Genomic DNA, 16,342 nt, shown 5'->3' on the forward strand with positions numbered 1-16,342 from the left:
CTTGTAGCGGCGTGGGCCAGCCCAGCTGCTTCACCACAATACCCGCTTGAAGTTTAGAGAAACCACCGGAGACCATTCATGACCGAAGCCTATGTATTCGACGCGCTGCGCACCCCGCGCGGCAAGGGCAAGAAGGACGGCACCCTGCACGAGGTCAAGCCCATCGACCTGCTGGTGGGCCTGCTGACCGAGCTGCAAGCGCGCCACCGCTTTGACACGGCGGCGGTGGACGACGTGGTCATGGGCATCGTCTCGCCCGTGGGCGAGCAGGGCTCGGTGCTGCCGAAGGTGGCCGCGCTCAAGGCAGGGTGGGACTTTCGCTGTGCGGGTGTGCAGGTCAACCGTTTCTGCGCCTCGGGCCTCGAAGCCGTGAACCTGGCCGCGCAAAAGGTGCGCAGCGGCTGGGAGGATCTGGTGGTGGCGGGCGGCGTGGAGAGCATGAGCCGCGTGCCCATTGGCTCCGACGGGGGCGCCTGGGCGCAAGACCCCGCCACCAATTCTGAGACGCTGTTCGTACCCCAGGGCATCGGCGCCGACCTGATCGCCACGCTGGACGGCTACACCCGCGCCGATGTGGACGCCTTCGCCGTCGAATCGCAGCGCCGCGCCACCGCCGCGCGCGCGGCGGGCTACTTCAAGAATTCCGTCGTTCCCGTGCGCGACTTCATCGGCCAGACCATCCTGGCCGAAGACGAATTCATCAAACCCAAGACCACGCTGGAGGGCCTGGGCGCGCTCAAGCCATCGTTCGAGCAACTGGGCGGCATGGGCTTTGACGCCGTGGCGCTGCAGCGCTACCCGCAGGTAGAGCGCATCCACCATGTGCACCACGCGGGCAACTCGTCAGGCATTGTGGACGGCGCCGCCGCCGTGCTGATCGGTAACGAGGCCGCCGCCAAGGCCCACGGCCTTACGCCCCGCGCGCGCATCGTGGCCACGGCGCTCAGCGGCGCCGACCCCACCATCATGCTCACCGGCCCCGTGCCCGCTGCCAAAAAGGCGCTGGCCCGCGCGGGCATGACCATTGACCAGATCGACCTGTTCGAAGTGAACGAGGCCTTTGCCGCCGTGCCCATGCGCTTCATGCGCGAGCTGGGCGTACCGCACGACAAGGTCAACGTGAACGGCGGCGCCATCGCCATGGGCCACCCGCTGGGCGCCACGGGCGCCATGATCCTCGGCACCCTGATTGACGAACTGCACCGCCGGGGCCAGCGCTATGGCCTGGCCACGCTGTGCGTGGGCGGCGGCATGGGCATTGCCACCATCGTTGAACGTATCTGAACGGGCAGGAGACAAGAACATCATGCAAACCATCCGCTACGAACTCATCCCCGCTCAGGGCACCGACGGCGAAGTGGCCGTCATCACGTTTGACGAAACCAATTCCCCCGTCAACACCATGTGCCGCCAGTGGCAGCAAGAGCTGGGCGAGGTCACGACGCGGGTAGCAGGCGACCGCGAACGCCTGGGCGCCGCGCTCAAGGGCATCGTGCTGGCATCCGCCAAGACCAGCTTCTTTGCCGGTGCCGACCTCAAGGCCACCATGCGCCTCACACCTGCCGATGCGCCCGCCGTGTTTGGCGAAATCGAGCGCATGAAGAAGCACTTTCGCACGCTCGAAACGCTAGGCATCCCCGTGGTGACCTGCCTCAACGGCGCCGCGCTGGGTGGCGGCTGGGAGGTGGCGCTGGTCGCCCACTACCGCATTGCCGTGGCCGACCCCAAGATCCAGTTTGGCCTGCCCGAGGTGACGCTGGGCCTGATGCCTGGCGCCACCGGCGTGACCAAGATGACGCGCCTGCTGGGCCTGATGGGCGCGCAGCCCTACATCCTGGAGGGTAAGCTCTTCAACCCCGCCGAGGCACTGGAGCTGCAACTGGTGCACGAGCTGGTCGCCACGCGCGAGCAACTGCTGCCCGCCGCGCTGGCCCACATCGCCACCCACCCGCACGCCGTGCAGCCGTGGGATGACAAGAACTACAAAATGCCCGGCGGCACGCCTGCCAACCCCAAGATTGCAGGCGCCCTCACCGTTGCGCCCGCCATGCTCAAGAAGACCACGCGCGGCCGCTACCCCGCGCCCGAGGCCGCGCTGGCCGCCATGGTCGAAGGCGCCATGGTGGACTACGACACCGCCCTGCGCATCGAAAGCCGCTACCTCGCCCGCCTGATGACCGGCCCCGTGGCGCGCAACATGATCAACACGTTCTTCTTCGACATGAACGCGATCAAGAGCGGCAAGTCGCGCCCAGGCTCGGCCCCACGCTACAAGCCACAAAAGGTCGGCATCCTGGGCGCGGGCATGATGGGCGCGGGCATCGCCTGGGCCCAGGCCAGCCGGGGCATTGCCACCGTGCTCAAGGACGTGAGCACGGAGAAGGCCGAAGCTGGCAAGGCCTACAGCGCCAAGCTCACCCAGGCCCGCGTGGACAAAGGCCGCATGACCGCCGATGCGCAGCAAGCCCTGCTGGCCCGCATCACACCCACCGCCAGCGCGGCCGACCTGGCGGGCTGCGACCTCATCATCGAAGCCGTGTTCGAAAGCCGCGACCTCAAGGCCAAAGTCACACAAGAGGCCGAGCCGCAATTGGCACCCGGCGGCTTCTTTGCCAGCAACACCTCCACCCTGCCCATCAGCGGCCTGGCCACGGCCAGCAGCCGGCCGGAGAAGTTTGTCGGCATCCACTTCTTCAGCCCCGTGGACAAGATGAAGCTGGTCGAGATCATCCGGGGCAAGCAGACCGATGACGAAACCGTGGCCCGCGCATTCGACTACGTGCAGGCCCTGGGCAAGGTGCCCATCGTGGTCAACGACTCACGCGGCTTCTACACCAGCCGCACGTTCGGCACCTTTGTGATGGAAGGCGCCGCCATGCTGGGCGAAGGCATCCCCGCCGCCGCCATTGAAAACGCCGCCATGCAGGCCGGCCTGCCCGTGGGCCCGCTGGCCGTGCTGGACGAAACCGCGCTGACCCTGAGCGTGCATGTGCTCGACCAGACCCGCGCCGACTACGCAGCCGAGGGCAAGACCTACACCGCCACGCCTGGAGAGTTGCTGGTGGAACGCATGGTCAAGGAACTGAAGCGCCCAGGCCGCGCCGGTGGCGGCGGCTTTTACGACTACCCCGCAGGCGCTAGGAAGCACCTGTGGCCGGAGCTGAAAGCGCTGTTCGAGAAGCCCGGCGTGGAATGGAGCGTGCAGGAGATCCAGGACCGCCTGCTCTACCGCCAGGCCATCGAGACTGCGCGTTGCCTGGCCGAGGGTGTGTTGACCAGCGTGCATGACGCGAACATTGGGTCGATTTTTGGGATTGGGTTTCCGGCGTGGACGGGGGGGGCGATGCAGTTCATTTATGGAACGGATGTTGAGACGTTCCTAAAGCGCGCGGATGAGCTGGCGGCGAAATACGGCTCGGGATTCACGTTAGAAACAAAAGTCCGAGATGCCATCCGCGAATTTCAGCCACGCCATTGACTGAACCTGGGCCCTTCAAGTCGGGTACCTGAAGGAGCTCACTTCGGGCTCCCGCAATGCATCCCCGACCAACTGCCACATATGTAGGTCTGGAGTTGTCGCGAACACGAACCACAACTCTGCAATGTGCAGGGCGGGAAACACAACCTCCTCCAGAGAGAAACGGCCCTCTCTGTTGAGAAAGATGGCAACTATCAGGTCATCGCCGGAATATTTGCTCAAACCATCGACCAATGCCTGGACAGTTGCGCCTTCGTTCAAATGCGCGGGCACTAACTCCTTGAGTTGCACTCGCGCAAAGTGCTGAGCATCAGCAGTCCGCCATGTGGCAACGAAGTCATAGTCACTTGATTCCACGGGGGAAAACAAAACCTGGTGCCCCAGACGCAGGGACATGCCATGGCAAAAAAGCGCAGCATGGCGAAACTCGCGTATGTGCTTCAAGCCGTTGGTTCGTAGATTGCGGACTTGTGGGGACAAGTTTGCGCCTACCATTTGAGCCTCGATCTGGCGGAGTTCACGCAGAACTACCGCTGGGTCACGATACGACAGCGCGGCGAATACCTTGAGGTCCAATGAGGACTGCGCCACAGAATTTCCCCTTCACCAGCTGTAGTAGACGTTCATGTGAACTATTCAGATTGAACGGGCTCGATACGGCCCTGCGTACTCAGCCACCCTAAATGCTCTGCAGAGATGACACCACAAGTACTGAAGAAGCTCGTTTACGTACTCATTGGCCAAGCAGTTCTCTGTTTCTGTGTAGCGGCTGTGTTCATGGTGTTTCACTCTCCCATGATCAAGATGGACACCGTGGGGATTGTCGAAAGCATCGACAGAAGTTATGTGTACCGCGACCGGTTGACTCCTGCGCAGATCACAGAATTGAACGAATACAAGCGCTTCATTCGATACAACGAAGACGCGCATTGGGGAAAGCATCGCTTTGCCCGGATGGTGGGGATTTACGGATTCTTGCTATCGGCAGCTGTGAGCCTTGTGGTGGCCTGGTTTCTTGTGCGACGAGTAGACCTGGCATAACAGCCCCGCGGGTGTTCCAAAAACCTTCGTCGAGTTAACGCAGCGCAACCCGACGCCCCTCCATCGCAGGGCAGAGTGTCAGCTAGCGCCACCAGCTAACCCGATCTGCGGCCCTGGGCGCCACCACCTTTCACTGAATACCCACCTTCAACCCCAGCATCTCCCGCGCCTCATGCGGCGAAACCACCTCACGCCCCGCTTTCCTCGCGTACTCCGCCAGCTTCTCAATCAACGGCCCCTTCGAATCCGCCTTGGTCCCATCCGGCAGATAGAACGTGTCCTCCAGCCCCGTGCGCAAATGCCCGCCCAGCTCAGCCACGCGCTGGTGCTCGCGCCAGATCTCGCTGCGGCCGATGACGGTGGCTTGCCAGGGGGCGTCCTTGATCTTGAGCTTGAGCAAGATGGGCAGCAGGTCCGGGTCGGCAGGCATGCCGGATTCGACGCCCATCACAAAGTTGCATTCGCGGCGTACACGCCCCCATCCGAGGCCTTTTATCCACGCTCCCCACGCACCAACAACTCCACCAACGACGCATTGATGAAATACAAGTGTTTGCCTTGGCTGTGCTCCTGCACCAGCCCCGCTTGGGCCAGTTGTCGTAAGTAGCGCGCTGCCGTTTGGCGCGTGATGCCCAGGTCGTTCTGCACAAATTCGATGCGCGTGTAGGGGTGGCGAAACAGGTTGTTGAGCAGATCCTGCGAATACAGCTTGGGGGTGTCGGTTCGCATGCGGCGCTTGGTTTCGGCCATCAGGTCGCGCATGCCACCCACCAGTTGGACGGCTTGGCGCGCCGTCTGCGCCACGGCATTGAGCATGAAGACCACCCAAGCCTGCCAGCTTGCTGCACTGGCAGCCGGGTCGCCTTCCGCATCGCGCACCTCCTGCAGCAAACGGTAGTAGTCACCCTTGTACTGATTGATGTAGCGAGATAGGTACAGCACGGGCGTGTCCAGCAAGCCGGTGCGCACCAGATACAGCACACACAGAATCCGCCCGATGCGACCGTTGCCATCACTGAAAGGGTGGATGCTTTCGAACTGGTGGTGAATCAGCGCCATCTTGATGATCGGGTCCAGGTCGCTGGCCAGGTCATCGTTGATGAATTGTTCCAGCGCCTGCATGTGGGTTTGCACCTGCGAGCTGTCTTGCGGTGGCACGAAGACGGTTGCACCGGTTTTCTCATTTTTGAGCACCGTGCCCCCACCGGTACGGAATGTCTCGCTGCTGTTCTTCAGCAACTGGAACAGCGCAATCAGCGTGCCATTGCCCAGGATGCCTTGTTGCTCTCGCATGCGGTCGAATCCGTGCCTCAACGCCTCCCGGTAGCGCGACACCTCCTTGGCGGCGGGCGACACCCATTCGGCGATGTGCAAATCCGCCTGAAACAACTCGTCCTGCGTGGTGACATAGCTTTCCACTTCCGAACTCGCCTTGGCCTCCTGCAGTGCCAAGGTGTTGATCAGAATGGCCTGGTTGGGAATGCTGGCGGCGCAGCCCTTGAGTTCCGCCAGATAACGATGGGCCGCAACCAATGCCTTGAGCAGTTCTGGTGTCTGAAAATCGACACCCAGCGGAGGAAGCTTGGGGATGGAATAACTGGGCTGCAAGGTCATGGAGTCATTCTGGTCGTGTCTGGATTCACGCAAAAACCGCACATGAGCGCCATGATGCGTTAAAAAAACACGATTTTTCTAACATGAATGGGCCGTCATGTTAAATAAATGATGTGCCCATGCGCGGTGTTGATCCCTCCACGATGAACGACCGAAGTGAGCGATTGCCCACCAGCCACAAGCTAGCGCGCTTGCAACCCCAACATCCCCCGCGCCTCCTGCGGCGAAGCCACCTCCCGCCCCGCGTTGCGCGCGTACTCCGCCAGCTTCTCGATCAACGGCCCGTTCGAATCTGCCTTGGTCCCGTCCGGCAGATAGAACGTGTCTTCCAGCCCTGTGCGCAGATGCCCGCCCAGCTCGGCCACGCGCTGGTGCACGGGCCAGATCTCGGCGCGGCCGATGACGGTGGCTTGCCAGGGGGCGTCCTTGATTTTTAGCTTGAGCAAGACGGGCAGCAGGTCGGGGTCGGCAGGCATGCCGGATTCGACGCCCATCACAAAGTTGTATTCGGGCAGGCGTTCGGTGTACATACCCGTCTGCACATACATCTCCACGCAGCGCACAATGCCCACGTCGAAGCATTCAAACTCGGGCAGCGTGCCAGTCTCCAGCATCACGTCGATGAAGTCCTTGACCTTGGCGGGTTGGTTGTCGAACAACATGGGCGGCCAGGCCCAGGTGCCGTTGCTGCGCACCTTCAGGTAGTTGAGCGAGCCGGCGTTGCACGCTGCCATCTCGGGGCGGGTGGCGCGCAGGCAATCCAGCGGGCCCTGGTAATGGGGGCCGACCACGCCGGTGGTCTGGTTGATGATCAGGCCCGGGCAGGCCTCGCGCATGGCTTGCACGCAGTCGCGCGCCACCTGCGGGTCCCAGCTGGGCAGGTGGCCCTTGCCGGGCTCCTGGTTGCGAAAGTGCACGTGGACCACGGCGGCGCCTGCGTCGTAGGCGCGGCGGGCTTCTTTGGCCAGTTGCTCGGGCGTGACGGGCACATGGTGTTGGCCGGGGTCGGTCAGCACGCCGGTGATGGCGCAGGTGATGATGGCTTTGTTGCCGTGGTCGGTGCCGTGCATGGAGGCTGTCTCCTTCAAATGCCCAACTGCTTGGCAGCCAGGTCTTTCATGATTTCTTCCGCGCCACCGCCGATCATCATGACCTTGACCTCGCGGTAGATGCGCTCGCTGACGGTGCCGCGCATGAAGCCCATGCCGCCCAGGATCTGCACGGACTGGTCGGCGCAGAACTGCATGGTTTGGGTGGCGTGGTTCTTCAGCATGCAGATGTTGGCCACCCATTCCGGCCCGGTGCGGCCCGCGTCGGCCTGCGCGGCCACGGACTCGCACCACGCGGCGGTGGACTGGATGCGCATCTGCATGTCCACCAGCTTGTGGCGGATGACCTGGTGCTCGACCAGCGCTGCGCCAAAGGTCTTGCGCTGGCGGGCCCAGGCCAGGGCTTCGTCGTAGCAGGCCTCGGCAAAGCCCAGGGCCGATGCGGCGAGGCCAAAGCGCTCGCCATTGAAGTTGGCCATGATGATGCGAAAGCCCGCGCCCTCTTCGCCCAGCAGGTAGCGGGCGGGCACGCGCACGTTGTCAAACCGCAGGTGGGCGGTGTCGGAGCAGAGCCAGCCCATCTTGTCGAGCTTGCTGCGCGACAGGCCCGGGCTGTGGCCGGGGATGAGCAGCATGGAGATGCCTGCTCTGCCTTTGCTTCCAGCTTCTCCCGTTCTGACAGCTACCGTGATCCAGTCAGCGCGCATGCCGGAGGTGATGAACACCTTTTCACCGCTGACGATGTACTCATCGCCCTCGCGCCGCGCGGTGGTCTTGAGCTGTGCCACGTCGGACCCGCCCCCGGGTTCGGTGATCGCCAGCGCGGCAATCTGCTCGCCCGCCAGCACGGGCGGGATGACCTCAGCACGCACCGCATCGCTGCCATGCGCCAGCACGGGCGGCAGGCCGATGTTGTGCGACAGCAGGCTGGCCAGCACACCGCCGCTGGCGCCGTGGCGGCTGAGCGCGCGCCACAGCGGCAAGCGCAAGGCGTAGCTGGCAGGCGTGCCGCCGTACCGCTCGGGGTAGCCCAGGCCCAGCAGGCCCAGGTCGGCCGCGCGGCGGTACAGGCTGCGGGGGAATTCACCGGCGGCATCCCACGCACCCACATGCGGCGCGATCTCGGTGCGGGCAAAGCGGGTGACGGTGTCGGTGAGGGCGGTGCGGTCTTCGTCGCTCACAGGGGTTGCGTCGGATGTGGCGGTCATGCGGGCGCTCCTTGCGTGGCGGGTGCAAAGCGGGCCAGCACCTGGCCGGGCGACACCTGCTGGCCGGGCGCTACCAGCAGCTCGGCCACCGTGGCGGCTGCGGGGCTGGCCAGGCTGTGTTCGAGCTTCATGGATTCGATGACCACCACGGTGTCGCCCGCCGCCAGCGCCTGGCCTGCGGACACAGGCAGCGCGACCACCTTGCCGTTGAAGGGCGCGCGCAGCTCCGTCGCACCGCCCGCCGCACCCGCGCGCGCGGCGGGCTCCCACGATGCGTCTTCGACCCAGCCGTCCACGCCGCCGGTTTGCCAGTGCCAGCGCCTCGGGCCCACTGCCACGCAGTTCACACCGCGCTGGGGCAGTTGCAAAGTCACAGGCTCTGCCCCTGCCTGCTCTACCAGCAGGCGCCCACCGCCCAGCTCGCGCACGACCACGAGATGTACCTGGCCCTGGTGGCGCAGGCGCATCGGACGGGCGAGCGCACAGGGCAAGTCAGACGAAATTTCTGAAGAAAAAACAGCCTCTACCGCGCAGTGGGCAAGCGCTTTAAGCTCACTTTTTAATAGCAAATCTTGCAAATCTGCAGCATGTTCGGACAAGAATGGCACCAGCGCCTGCCCGCTGGCAAACACCGGGTGCTGCAGGCAGGCCGCCAGAAACGCGCGGTTGGTGGGCAGGCCCAGCACTCGGGTGCTGTGCAGCGCGCGCACCAGCGCGGCAATCGCCTCGGGCCGCGTGGGCGCGTGCACGATGAGCTTGCCCAGCATGGCGTCGTAGTGGGGGGTGACCTCGGCGCCCTCCTCCAGCGCGTGGTCAAAGCGCAGCGCGCCGGGCGCGGCGCGTTCAAACGCGGTGGCTGGTGGCGCGCCGAACTGCAGCACGCGGCCCGTGTGGGGGCGGAAGTGCGCGTCTTCGGCACACAGGCGCACCTCGATGGCGTGGCCTTGCAGGTGCACCTGGTCTTGCGTGAGCGGCAGCGGTTCGCCCCGCGCCACGCGCATTTGCCACTCCACCAGGTCCAGCCCGGTGAGCGCTTCTGTCACCGGGTGCTCCACCTGCAGGCGGGTGTTCATCTCCATCAAGAAGAATTCAGCCCCATCCAGAAGGAATTCCACCGTGCCCGCACCCACATAGCCAGCGGCCTGTGCCAGCGCCACGGCGCAGGCACCCATGCGCTCACGCAGCGCTGCGTCCACGGCGGGGCTGGGGGACTCCTCGATGATCTTCTGGTGGCGGCGCTGCACAGAGCAATCGCGCTCGCCCAGGTGGATGCACGCGCCGTGGGCGTCGGCAAAGATCTGCACCTCCACATGCCGGGGCTGCAGCAATGCACGCTCGATGAGCAGATCGCCACAGCCGAAGCCCGCCAGCGCCTCCGACCGGGCACTGGCCAGAGCGGCAGGCAACTGCGCCATGTCGGTCACCAGGCGCATGCCGCGCCCGCCGCCCCCCGCCACGGCCTTGACCATGAGGGGGGTGCCGATGCGCGCGGCCTCGGTGGCAAAGCGCTCGTCACTTTGATCGGCGCCGGAGTACCCGGGCAAGCAGGGCACGCCGTGCGCATGGGCCAGGGCCTTGGCCTCCGACTTGCTGCCCAGTGCACGGATGGCGGCAGGCGGCGGCCCCATCCAGGTCAACCCCGCATCCACCACGGCCTGGGCAAAGTCGGCGTTCTCGCTGAGGAATCCATAGCCGGGGTGCACCGCGTCGGCGCCGGTGGCACGCGCAGCGGCCAGCAGCTTGTCGGTGTGCAGGTAGGTGTCCGCACTGGCGGCGCCGCCCAGGGCCACGGCCTGGGTGGCTTCGCGCACGTGCAGGGCGTTGGCGTCGGGGTCGGAGTAGACGGCCACCGTTTCTATGCCCATGCGGTGGGCGGTGTGGATGATGCGGCGGGCGATCTCGCCGCGATTGGCGATGAGGATCTTTTTCATAGGCTATGCCCTCGCGACTCCATCGCCCGCCTGCACGCTGCGCGTGCACGGGCAATCTGCTTCGCCATGCCTTCGGCATGAACAGCCCGATTGGCAATGAGGATTTTCTTCATGAGTTCGCACTCCACGGCGGGGCCTTGCGCGCAGCAAATGCTGCCAATCCTTGCGGAGCTTCGGGTCCGCGCAACGCTTTTGCAAAAGCCACGGTCGCTTCATCCAGCAGCGCGGGCAACGGTGTTTCAGGCTGGGCCAGCAACAGACGTTTGGTAGCGGCCACGGCCTGCGGCGCTGCGGCGGCATGGCGTGCGATGGCGGCTTGCACGGCAGCGTCCATGTCGCCCTCCACCACGTCATCGACCAGCCCCGCGCGTTGGGCGGCCGCAGCATCCCAGCGCTCGCCTGTCAGCAGGCAACGCCGCGCTGCGGCGGGGCCCAGGCGCCGCACAACAAACGGCGCGATCTGCGCGGGCACGATGCCCAGCGTGACCTCGGGCGTGGCGAACTGTGCGCTGGTGTGGGCCAGCACATGATCGGCACAGCACACCAGGCCAAAGCCACCACCCATCGCAGCACCTTCAACCGCCACGATAAGCCACTGCGGCAGTGCACACAGGGCCTGCAGCAGCGCGCCAAAGCGGCGGTTCAGCGGCACCAGCGGGTCCGCCTCGCCCGCAGCCAGAGGCTGGCCAATGGTCTTGGCGAAACCGCCCAGGCTGCCCCCCGCGCAGAAGTGCCCACCGGCACCCCGCAGCACCACGCCGCGCAGGTCGGCATCTGTGGCAGCGCGCTCGCACGCGGCCAGCAGGGCGTCCACCATCGCCTCGGACAGCGCATTGCGGCTGGCCGGGTCGTTGAGCGTCCAGGTCTCCACACAGCCGCTGGCCAGCGACGCGCGGGTTATCTGCAAAGGCATGTCAGGTCTCCACCGTGCTGCGCGCTACGCACGACATACGAAACTGGCGCGGCCCAGTGCCAGGGCAGCCTAGCAAGGGCCGCCCCGCAGCGAGGGCTGCGTCCCCCTGCCCGCATTGCGCAGCAATGCGAGAGCGGGGGGAAGCGACGAAGTCGCTCAGGGGGGTGTTGCTCATCTCTTGGCGATGCCCATGAGCTTGGACAGGATGCCCAGCATCACTTCATCCGCGCCCCCGCCGATGGACGCCAGCCGCCCGTCGCGGTACATGCGCGAGACCTTGTTCTCGAGCGTGAAGCCCATGCCGCCCCAGAACTGCAGACAGGTGTCGGGCACCTCGCGGTTCAGGCGGCCGGCCTTGAGCTTGGCCATGCTGGCCAGCTCCAGCACGTCCTGCCCGTTCACATACAGGTCGCAGGCGCGGTAGGTGAGTGCACGCAGCGCTTCGACCTCGGTCTTGAGCTCGGCCAGCTTGAACTGCACCCACTGCTGGTCGGCCAGCGTGCTGCCAAACAGCTTGCGCTCCTGTGCGTAGTCGATGGTCCACTGGATGCAGTGGTTCAGCGATTCGAGCGTGCTGGCGGCGCACCACAGGCGCTCTTCCTGGAACTGCTGCATCTGGTAGATAAAGCCCTGCCCTTCGGCACCGATGCGGTAGCGCTGCGGCACGCGCACCTCGTCAAAGTAGATCAGGCCGGTGTCGCTGCTGTGCATGCCGATCTTGCGGATCTTTTGCGCTACTTCGATGCCCTTGGTGAGCTTGCCGCCGGGCCCGTCACGCATGGGCACCATCACCAGGCTTTTGTTCTTGTGCACAGGGCCTTCGCCCGTGTTCACCAGCATGCACATCCAGTCGGCCTGCAAGCTGTTGGTGATCCACATCTTCTGGCCGGTGATCACGTAGTCGTCACCATCCTTGCGCGCCACGCTCTTGATGCCCGACACATCGCTGCCCGCCGCCGGCTCGCTCACGCCGATGCAACCCACCATGTCGCCCGCAACGGCGGGGGCGAGAAAGTTGCGCTTGAGTTCTTCGCTGCCGTAGCGCGCCAGTGCCGGGGTGCACATGTCGGTCTGCACGCCAATGGCCATGGGCACGCCGCCGCAGTGGATGTGACCCAGCGCCTCGGCCATGGCCAGGCTGTACGAGTAGTCCAGCCCCTGGCCGCCGTATTCCTCGGGCTTGCACAGGCCCAGCAGGCCCAGGTTGCCCATCTTCTTGAAGACCTCGTGCGCGGGGAAGATCTCGGCCGCCTCCCACTCGTCCACGTGGGGGTTGATCTCCTCGTCGATGAAACGCTTGAGGGTCTTCTGGATCTCGCGGTGCTCGTGCGTGAACTGCATGGTGCTTGTCTCCTGCTGTTGCGTTTGTATGTTTGTGTGCCTGCAAACCTCGATCACGAAAGCTGAAACTGCCCCAGCGGCTGGGGCCGCCCGTTGAGCACCAGCTCCACCTGGTGCGCGCCGGGGTAGTGGGTGCGTGTGGTCATCTGCTGCAGCGACAGTGTCTTGCCCACCGCCAACGTGGCACCAGGGGCTATGTCCAGCGTTTGCAGCTTGAACACCTTGGGCGCCGTGCCGCCGTGGGCCTTGACGTAATGCACTTTGAGGTCGGCCAGCACGCGCTGGGGCTGGGGTGTGGGGTTGTGCAGCTCGGCTTCGATGCGCACCTTGTCGCCGATGCGCGCACGGGCGGGCAGCACGCGCGCGGCCCGCACATCCAGCGCCACGGCATGGCCCACGCCCAGGGCATCGAGCGCAGCGGCGTCGCCGCGTTTGATAAGAAAACGCAGGCCGTGGCGCACCAGGGCTTCACGCGGTGCGGGTGCGCCCTGCAGCCAGGTGCGCGCGGTGCCTACGGCGAGGTCGGGGTGGTCCTTGGCGATATCGCCCAGGTGGTTGGCGACCGAGCGGCGCACGTAGGACGATGGGTCGTCCTTGAGCGCGTCGAGCAACGGCAGGGCCAGCTGCGGGTCCTTTTGGAACGCGGGCAAGCGCGGCGCCCAGGGCAGGCGGGGCCGCGTGCCTTCGCTCACCAGACGGCGCACATGGGCGTTGTCGTCCTGCGCCCAGTCGCGCAGCCGCGCAAGCGTGGCGCCCTGGTGGTGCAGCAGGTAGGGGCGGATGCTGAACTCGGCGGTAAAGCGCTGGGTGAGCGCGTGCTGCGCGGCCATGGCCGCCTCGAAATGCGGCAGACCGTGTGTGCCGATGTAGATGCTGTGGGGCAGGTACAGGAAGGCGCTGTAGGGGCGGTCACCCGCGTCGGGCTCACCGGCGGCATCGATGCCCATCGGCGGGTCCATCGAATCGACCAGCACACCCAGCGCGCGCGGCACGTCTTGCGGCAGGTGGGCCTGCAGGGCCTGCGCAATGCGCTGGCCGCGTGCCATCAGCTCCAGCGATTCGTAGCCGGGCTCTACCTGCTGCAGAAATGCAGTGGTATCGAACTTGCGCCACGCGCGCCGCACCATGGCAGCGATGCGCGGCGGCACGGAATCATTGAGCAGGTGTTTGAGAGGCTCGGCCATCGGGGAGATTGCGTGCGAAGCGCTTACATCCGCGCCACGCCAAAACTCAGGGGCCGCAGCGTGCGGGCCTGTGCCTCGGCGCAGGTGTCCAGGCAAAACGCCAGCACGGCCCGTGTGTCGCGCGGGTCGATCACGCCGTCGTCCAGCAGCAGGCCGCTGGTGTAGAACGCATCGGCCTGGGCCTCGAACATGGCGACAATCTTGTCGAACTGGGCCTGCGATTCGGCCGGGTCGGGCGTGATGCCTTTGCGCGCGAGCGCCGCCTCGGTCACGATCTGCATGGTGCGCGCAGCCTGCTCGCCGCCCATCACAGCCGTCTTGGCACCGGGCCAGCTGAACAGGAAGCGCGGCGCATAGCCGCGCCCGCACATGCCGTAGTTGCCCGCGCCAAAGCTGGCGCCGCACTGGATGGTGATCTGCGGCACGGTGGCGTTGGTCACGGCCTGGATCATCTTGCTGCCGTGCTTGATCATGCCGCCCTGCTCGCTGTCCTTGCCCACCATGTAGCCCGTGGTGTTCTGCAGGTAGATGATGGGGTGGCCCAGCTGGCACATCCACTGGATGAAGTGCGTGGCCTTGTTGGCGCCCGCCACGTCGATGGGGCCGTTGTTGCTGATGAAGCCCACCGCATGGCCCTGGATGTGGCCCTGTGCGCACACGGTGGCCATGCCGTAGCGGGCCTTGAATTCGAGCAGTTCCGAGCCGTCGACCAGCCGCGCCATCACCTCGCGCATGTCCACGGGTTGGCGCAGGTCGGCAGACATCAGGGACAGCAGGTCGTCTGTCGGCAACAGAGGTGCGGGCGCGCTGGGTCGTCGGGGCATGTGCCAGCCCAGCTGCGCGACCACATCGCGCGCCAGGCCAATGGCCTCGCGGTCGTCCTGCGCCAGGTATTCACCCAGGCCCGAGACGGCGGTGTGCATCTCAGCACCGCCCAGTTCTTCTTCCGTCGCAATTTCGCCCGTGGCGGCCATGAGCAGCGGCGGCCCGGCCAGAAAGGCGCGCGAGCGGCCCTGCACCATGATGACCACGTCCGACAGCCCCGGCATGTAGGCGCCGCCTGCGGTGCCCGAGCCGTGCTGCACGGTGATGACCGGAATGCCTGCCGCCGACAGCCGCGCGAGGTTGCGGAACAGCGTGCCGCCGTGCACGAAGCCCTCCACCCGGTAGCGCATGAGGTTGGCGCCTGCGCTCTCCACCAGGTGGATGAACGGCAAGCGGTTTTGCAGCGCGATCTCCTGCACGCGCAAGATCTTTTCCAGGCCCATGGGCTGGATGGCTCCGGCCTCGATGCCCGAATCGCTGGCCACCACCATGCAGCGCACGCCACTGACAAAGCCGATGCCCGCAACCATGCCGCCACCGGGCACGGACTTCTCGGGGTCTTTCACATCCTGCAGGTAGCCCGCCAGCGTGCACAGCGGCAGCCAGGGCGCCCCCGCATCCAGCAGCAGCGCCACGCGCTGGCGCGGCAGCAGCTGGCCGCGTTTTTCAAACTGGGGCAGCGACCGGGCCGAGGCGGTGGCGGCACGCTCTTCCAGCGCGCGCAGGGCATGAAGGCGGGCCTGCAGCGCCGCGCGGCGCTGGGTGGCCTCGGCACTGCCTGGGTTGAATCGGGAAGTGAAGACGGCAGTCATGCGGCCTCGGTCTTGGGGGTGTGGGAAGGGGCAAACACCTGCGGCACCTGCGCGCGGTGAAAGCCGTCAAATGGCCGCACGGCCGGGTGTGCAGCGGCGGTGGCACCAGGCGGGCGCTGCGGCCAGCCCATGCGCACCTGGGGCCGTGCGCCGTCCACCCGCAACGTGGTGCCGCTGATGAAGCTGGCTGCCGGGCTGAGCAAAAAGGTGATGGCCGCCGACACCTCGGCCTCGTTGCCAAAGCGGCCGAGCGGCACCGTGCGCGGCATGGCGCGCAGCATGTCGCCCGCCTCGGGCGGGTAGTTGTCCATGCCGCTGGAGGCGATGTAGCCCGGCGCCACGGCGTTCACGCGCACACCGCTGTGTGCCCATTCCAGCGCAGCGGTTTCGGTGAAGCTGACCATGCCCGCGCGCGCAGCCCCGCTGTGCCCCATGCCCGGCATGGAGCCCCACATGTCGGCCACGATGTTGACGATGGAGCCGCCGTGCTGCGCCATCCACTGCCGATAGCACTCTCGCGCCATCAAAAAGCCGCCGGTGAGGTTGGTGTTCAGCACCGCCTCCCAGCCCTTGGCGCTGATGGATTCAAGCGGCGACATGAACTGCCCGCCCGCGTTGTTGACCAGCGCATCGATGTGGCCCTGCGCAGCAAGGATCTGCTGCACCAGCGCCACCACGCCTTCTTCGGATCGGATGTCGCACACCTCGCAGGACACACGGCCGCCATCGGCAGTGATCTCTTCGGCCACGGCCAGCAGCTTTTCTGGCTTGCGCCCCACCAGCACCACATGCGCGCCCAGTTGCGCCAGCTCGTGTGCCGTGCACCGGCCAATGCCGGAGCCGCCGCCGGTGACCACCACCACCTGGCCCTGGAACAGGCCCGGAGCAAACACAGACTGGTAGGCGTTGCGCGCGGTGGGGGCCATGGTGACTCTGCCTTGATGGG

The 16,342-nt window shown here is 65.8% G+C and carries 13 protein-coding genes and 1 pseudogene; 3 read left to right on the forward strand and 11 right to left on the reverse strand.

The window, feature by feature from the left end:
* Positions 1-78: 78 nt before the first annotated feature.
* Positions 79-1,284, forward strand: coding sequence for an acetyl-CoA C-acetyltransferase (locus DNK89_RS19410; RefSeq protein ID WP_110961442.1), 1,206 nt, complete (start codon positions 79-81; stop codon positions 1,282-1,284).
* A gap of 22 nt (positions 1,285-1,306) precedes the next feature.
* Entirely contained in the window at positions 1,307-3,478 is a 2,172-nt protein-coding gene (locus DNK89_RS19415; protein WP_110961443.1) for a 3-hydroxyacyl-CoA dehydrogenase NAD-binding domain-containing protein, read from the forward strand.
* A gap of 15 nt (positions 3,479-3,493) precedes the next feature.
* Here the strand turns inward: DNK89_RS19415 and DNK89_RS19420 are convergent, their stop codons facing one another.
* On the reverse strand, positions 3,494-4,054 hold the full coding sequence (locus DNK89_RS19420; protein ID WP_153064299.1) for a hypothetical protein: 561 nt from the start codon (positions 4,052-4,054) through the stop codon (positions 3,494-3,496).
* A gap of 219 nt (positions 4,055-4,273) precedes the next feature.
* Here DNK89_RS19420 and DNK89_RS19425 point away from each other — a divergent pair, with 219 nt between their 5' ends.
* Positions 4,274-4,519, forward strand: coding sequence for a hypothetical protein (locus DNK89_RS19425; protein ID WP_153064300.1), 246 nt, complete (start codon positions 4,274-4,276; stop codon positions 4,517-4,519).
* 130 nt (positions 4,520-4,649) lie between these two features.
* On the opposite strand, the pseudogene DNK89_RS19430 reads toward DNK89_RS19425, so the two are convergent.
* The 10 genes and pseudogenes from DNK89_RS19430 to DNK89_RS19480 form a co-directional block, all read right to left on the reverse strand.
* A pseudogene (locus DNK89_RS19430) lies at positions 4,650-4,985 on the reverse strand (3-keto-5-aminohexanoate cleavage protein); the annotation flags it as partial.
* Positions 4,986-5,011: 26 nt separating this feature from the next.
* Positions 5,012-6,133, reverse strand: coding sequence for a Fic family protein (locus tag DNK89_RS19435; protein ID WP_110961446.1), 1,122 nt, complete (start codon positions 6,131-6,133; stop codon positions 5,012-5,014).
* Between the two features lie 182 nt (positions 6,134-6,315).
* Positions 6,316-7,203 carry a 3-keto-5-aminohexanoate cleavage protein gene (locus tag DNK89_RS19440; RefSeq protein WP_110961447.1) on the reverse strand — a complete coding sequence of 296 codons (888 nt, stop codon included), beginning with the start codon at positions 7,201-7,203 and terminating at the stop codon, positions 6,316-6,318.
* A gap of 14 nt (positions 7,204-7,217) precedes the next feature.
* Entirely contained in the window at positions 7,218-8,390 is a 1,173-nt protein-coding gene (locus DNK89_RS19445) for an acyl-CoA dehydrogenase family protein (protein WP_110961448.1), read from the reverse strand.
* Positions 8,387-10,321 carry a biotin carboxylase N-terminal domain-containing protein gene (locus tag DNK89_RS19450; protein ID WP_110961449.1) on the reverse strand — a complete coding sequence of 645 codons (1,935 nt, stop codon included), beginning with the start codon at positions 10,319-10,321 and terminating at the stop codon, positions 8,387-8,389. The genes DNK89_RS19445 and DNK89_RS19450 overlap by 4 nt, the downstream gene beginning before the upstream one ends.
* A 109-nt stretch (positions 10,322-10,430) precedes the next feature.
* Positions 10,431-11,234 (reverse strand): enoyl-CoA hydratase/isomerase family protein, encoded by an 804-nt coding sequence (locus DNK89_RS19455; RefSeq protein ID WP_110961450.1) that lies wholly within the window; start codon positions 11,232-11,234, stop codon positions 10,431-10,433.
* Between the two features lie 171 nt (positions 11,235-11,405).
* Positions 11,406-12,575, reverse strand: a complete 1,170-nt coding sequence (locus tag DNK89_RS19465) for an acyl-CoA dehydrogenase family protein (RefSeq protein ID WP_110961451.1) — start codon at positions 12,573-12,575, stop codon at positions 11,406-11,408.
* 53 nt (positions 12,576-12,628) lie between these two features.
* Entirely contained in the window at positions 12,629-13,759 is a 1,131-nt protein-coding gene (locus tag DNK89_RS19470) for a DNA alkylation repair protein (RefSeq protein ID WP_110961452.1), read from the reverse strand.
* Positions 13,760-13,782: 23 nt separating this feature from the next.
* On the reverse strand, positions 13,783-15,396 hold the full coding sequence (locus DNK89_RS19475) for an acyl-CoA carboxylase subunit beta (RefSeq protein WP_110961453.1): 1,614 nt from the start codon (positions 15,394-15,396) through the stop codon (positions 13,783-13,785).
* Positions 15,393-16,322, reverse strand: a complete 930-nt coding sequence (locus tag DNK89_RS19480; RefSeq protein ID WP_110961454.1) for an SDR family oxidoreductase — start codon at positions 16,320-16,322, stop codon at positions 15,393-15,395. Before DNK89_RS19480 ends, DNK89_RS19475 begins: the two co-directional genes overlap by 4 nt.
* Positions 16,323-16,342 lie beyond the last annotated feature (20 nt).

The organism is Acidovorax sp. ST3, assembly GCF_003231145.1.
In the GTDB taxonomy this organism is placed as follows: Bacteria; Pseudomonadota; Gammaproteobacteria; order Burkholderiales; family Burkholderiaceae_C; genus Acidovorax.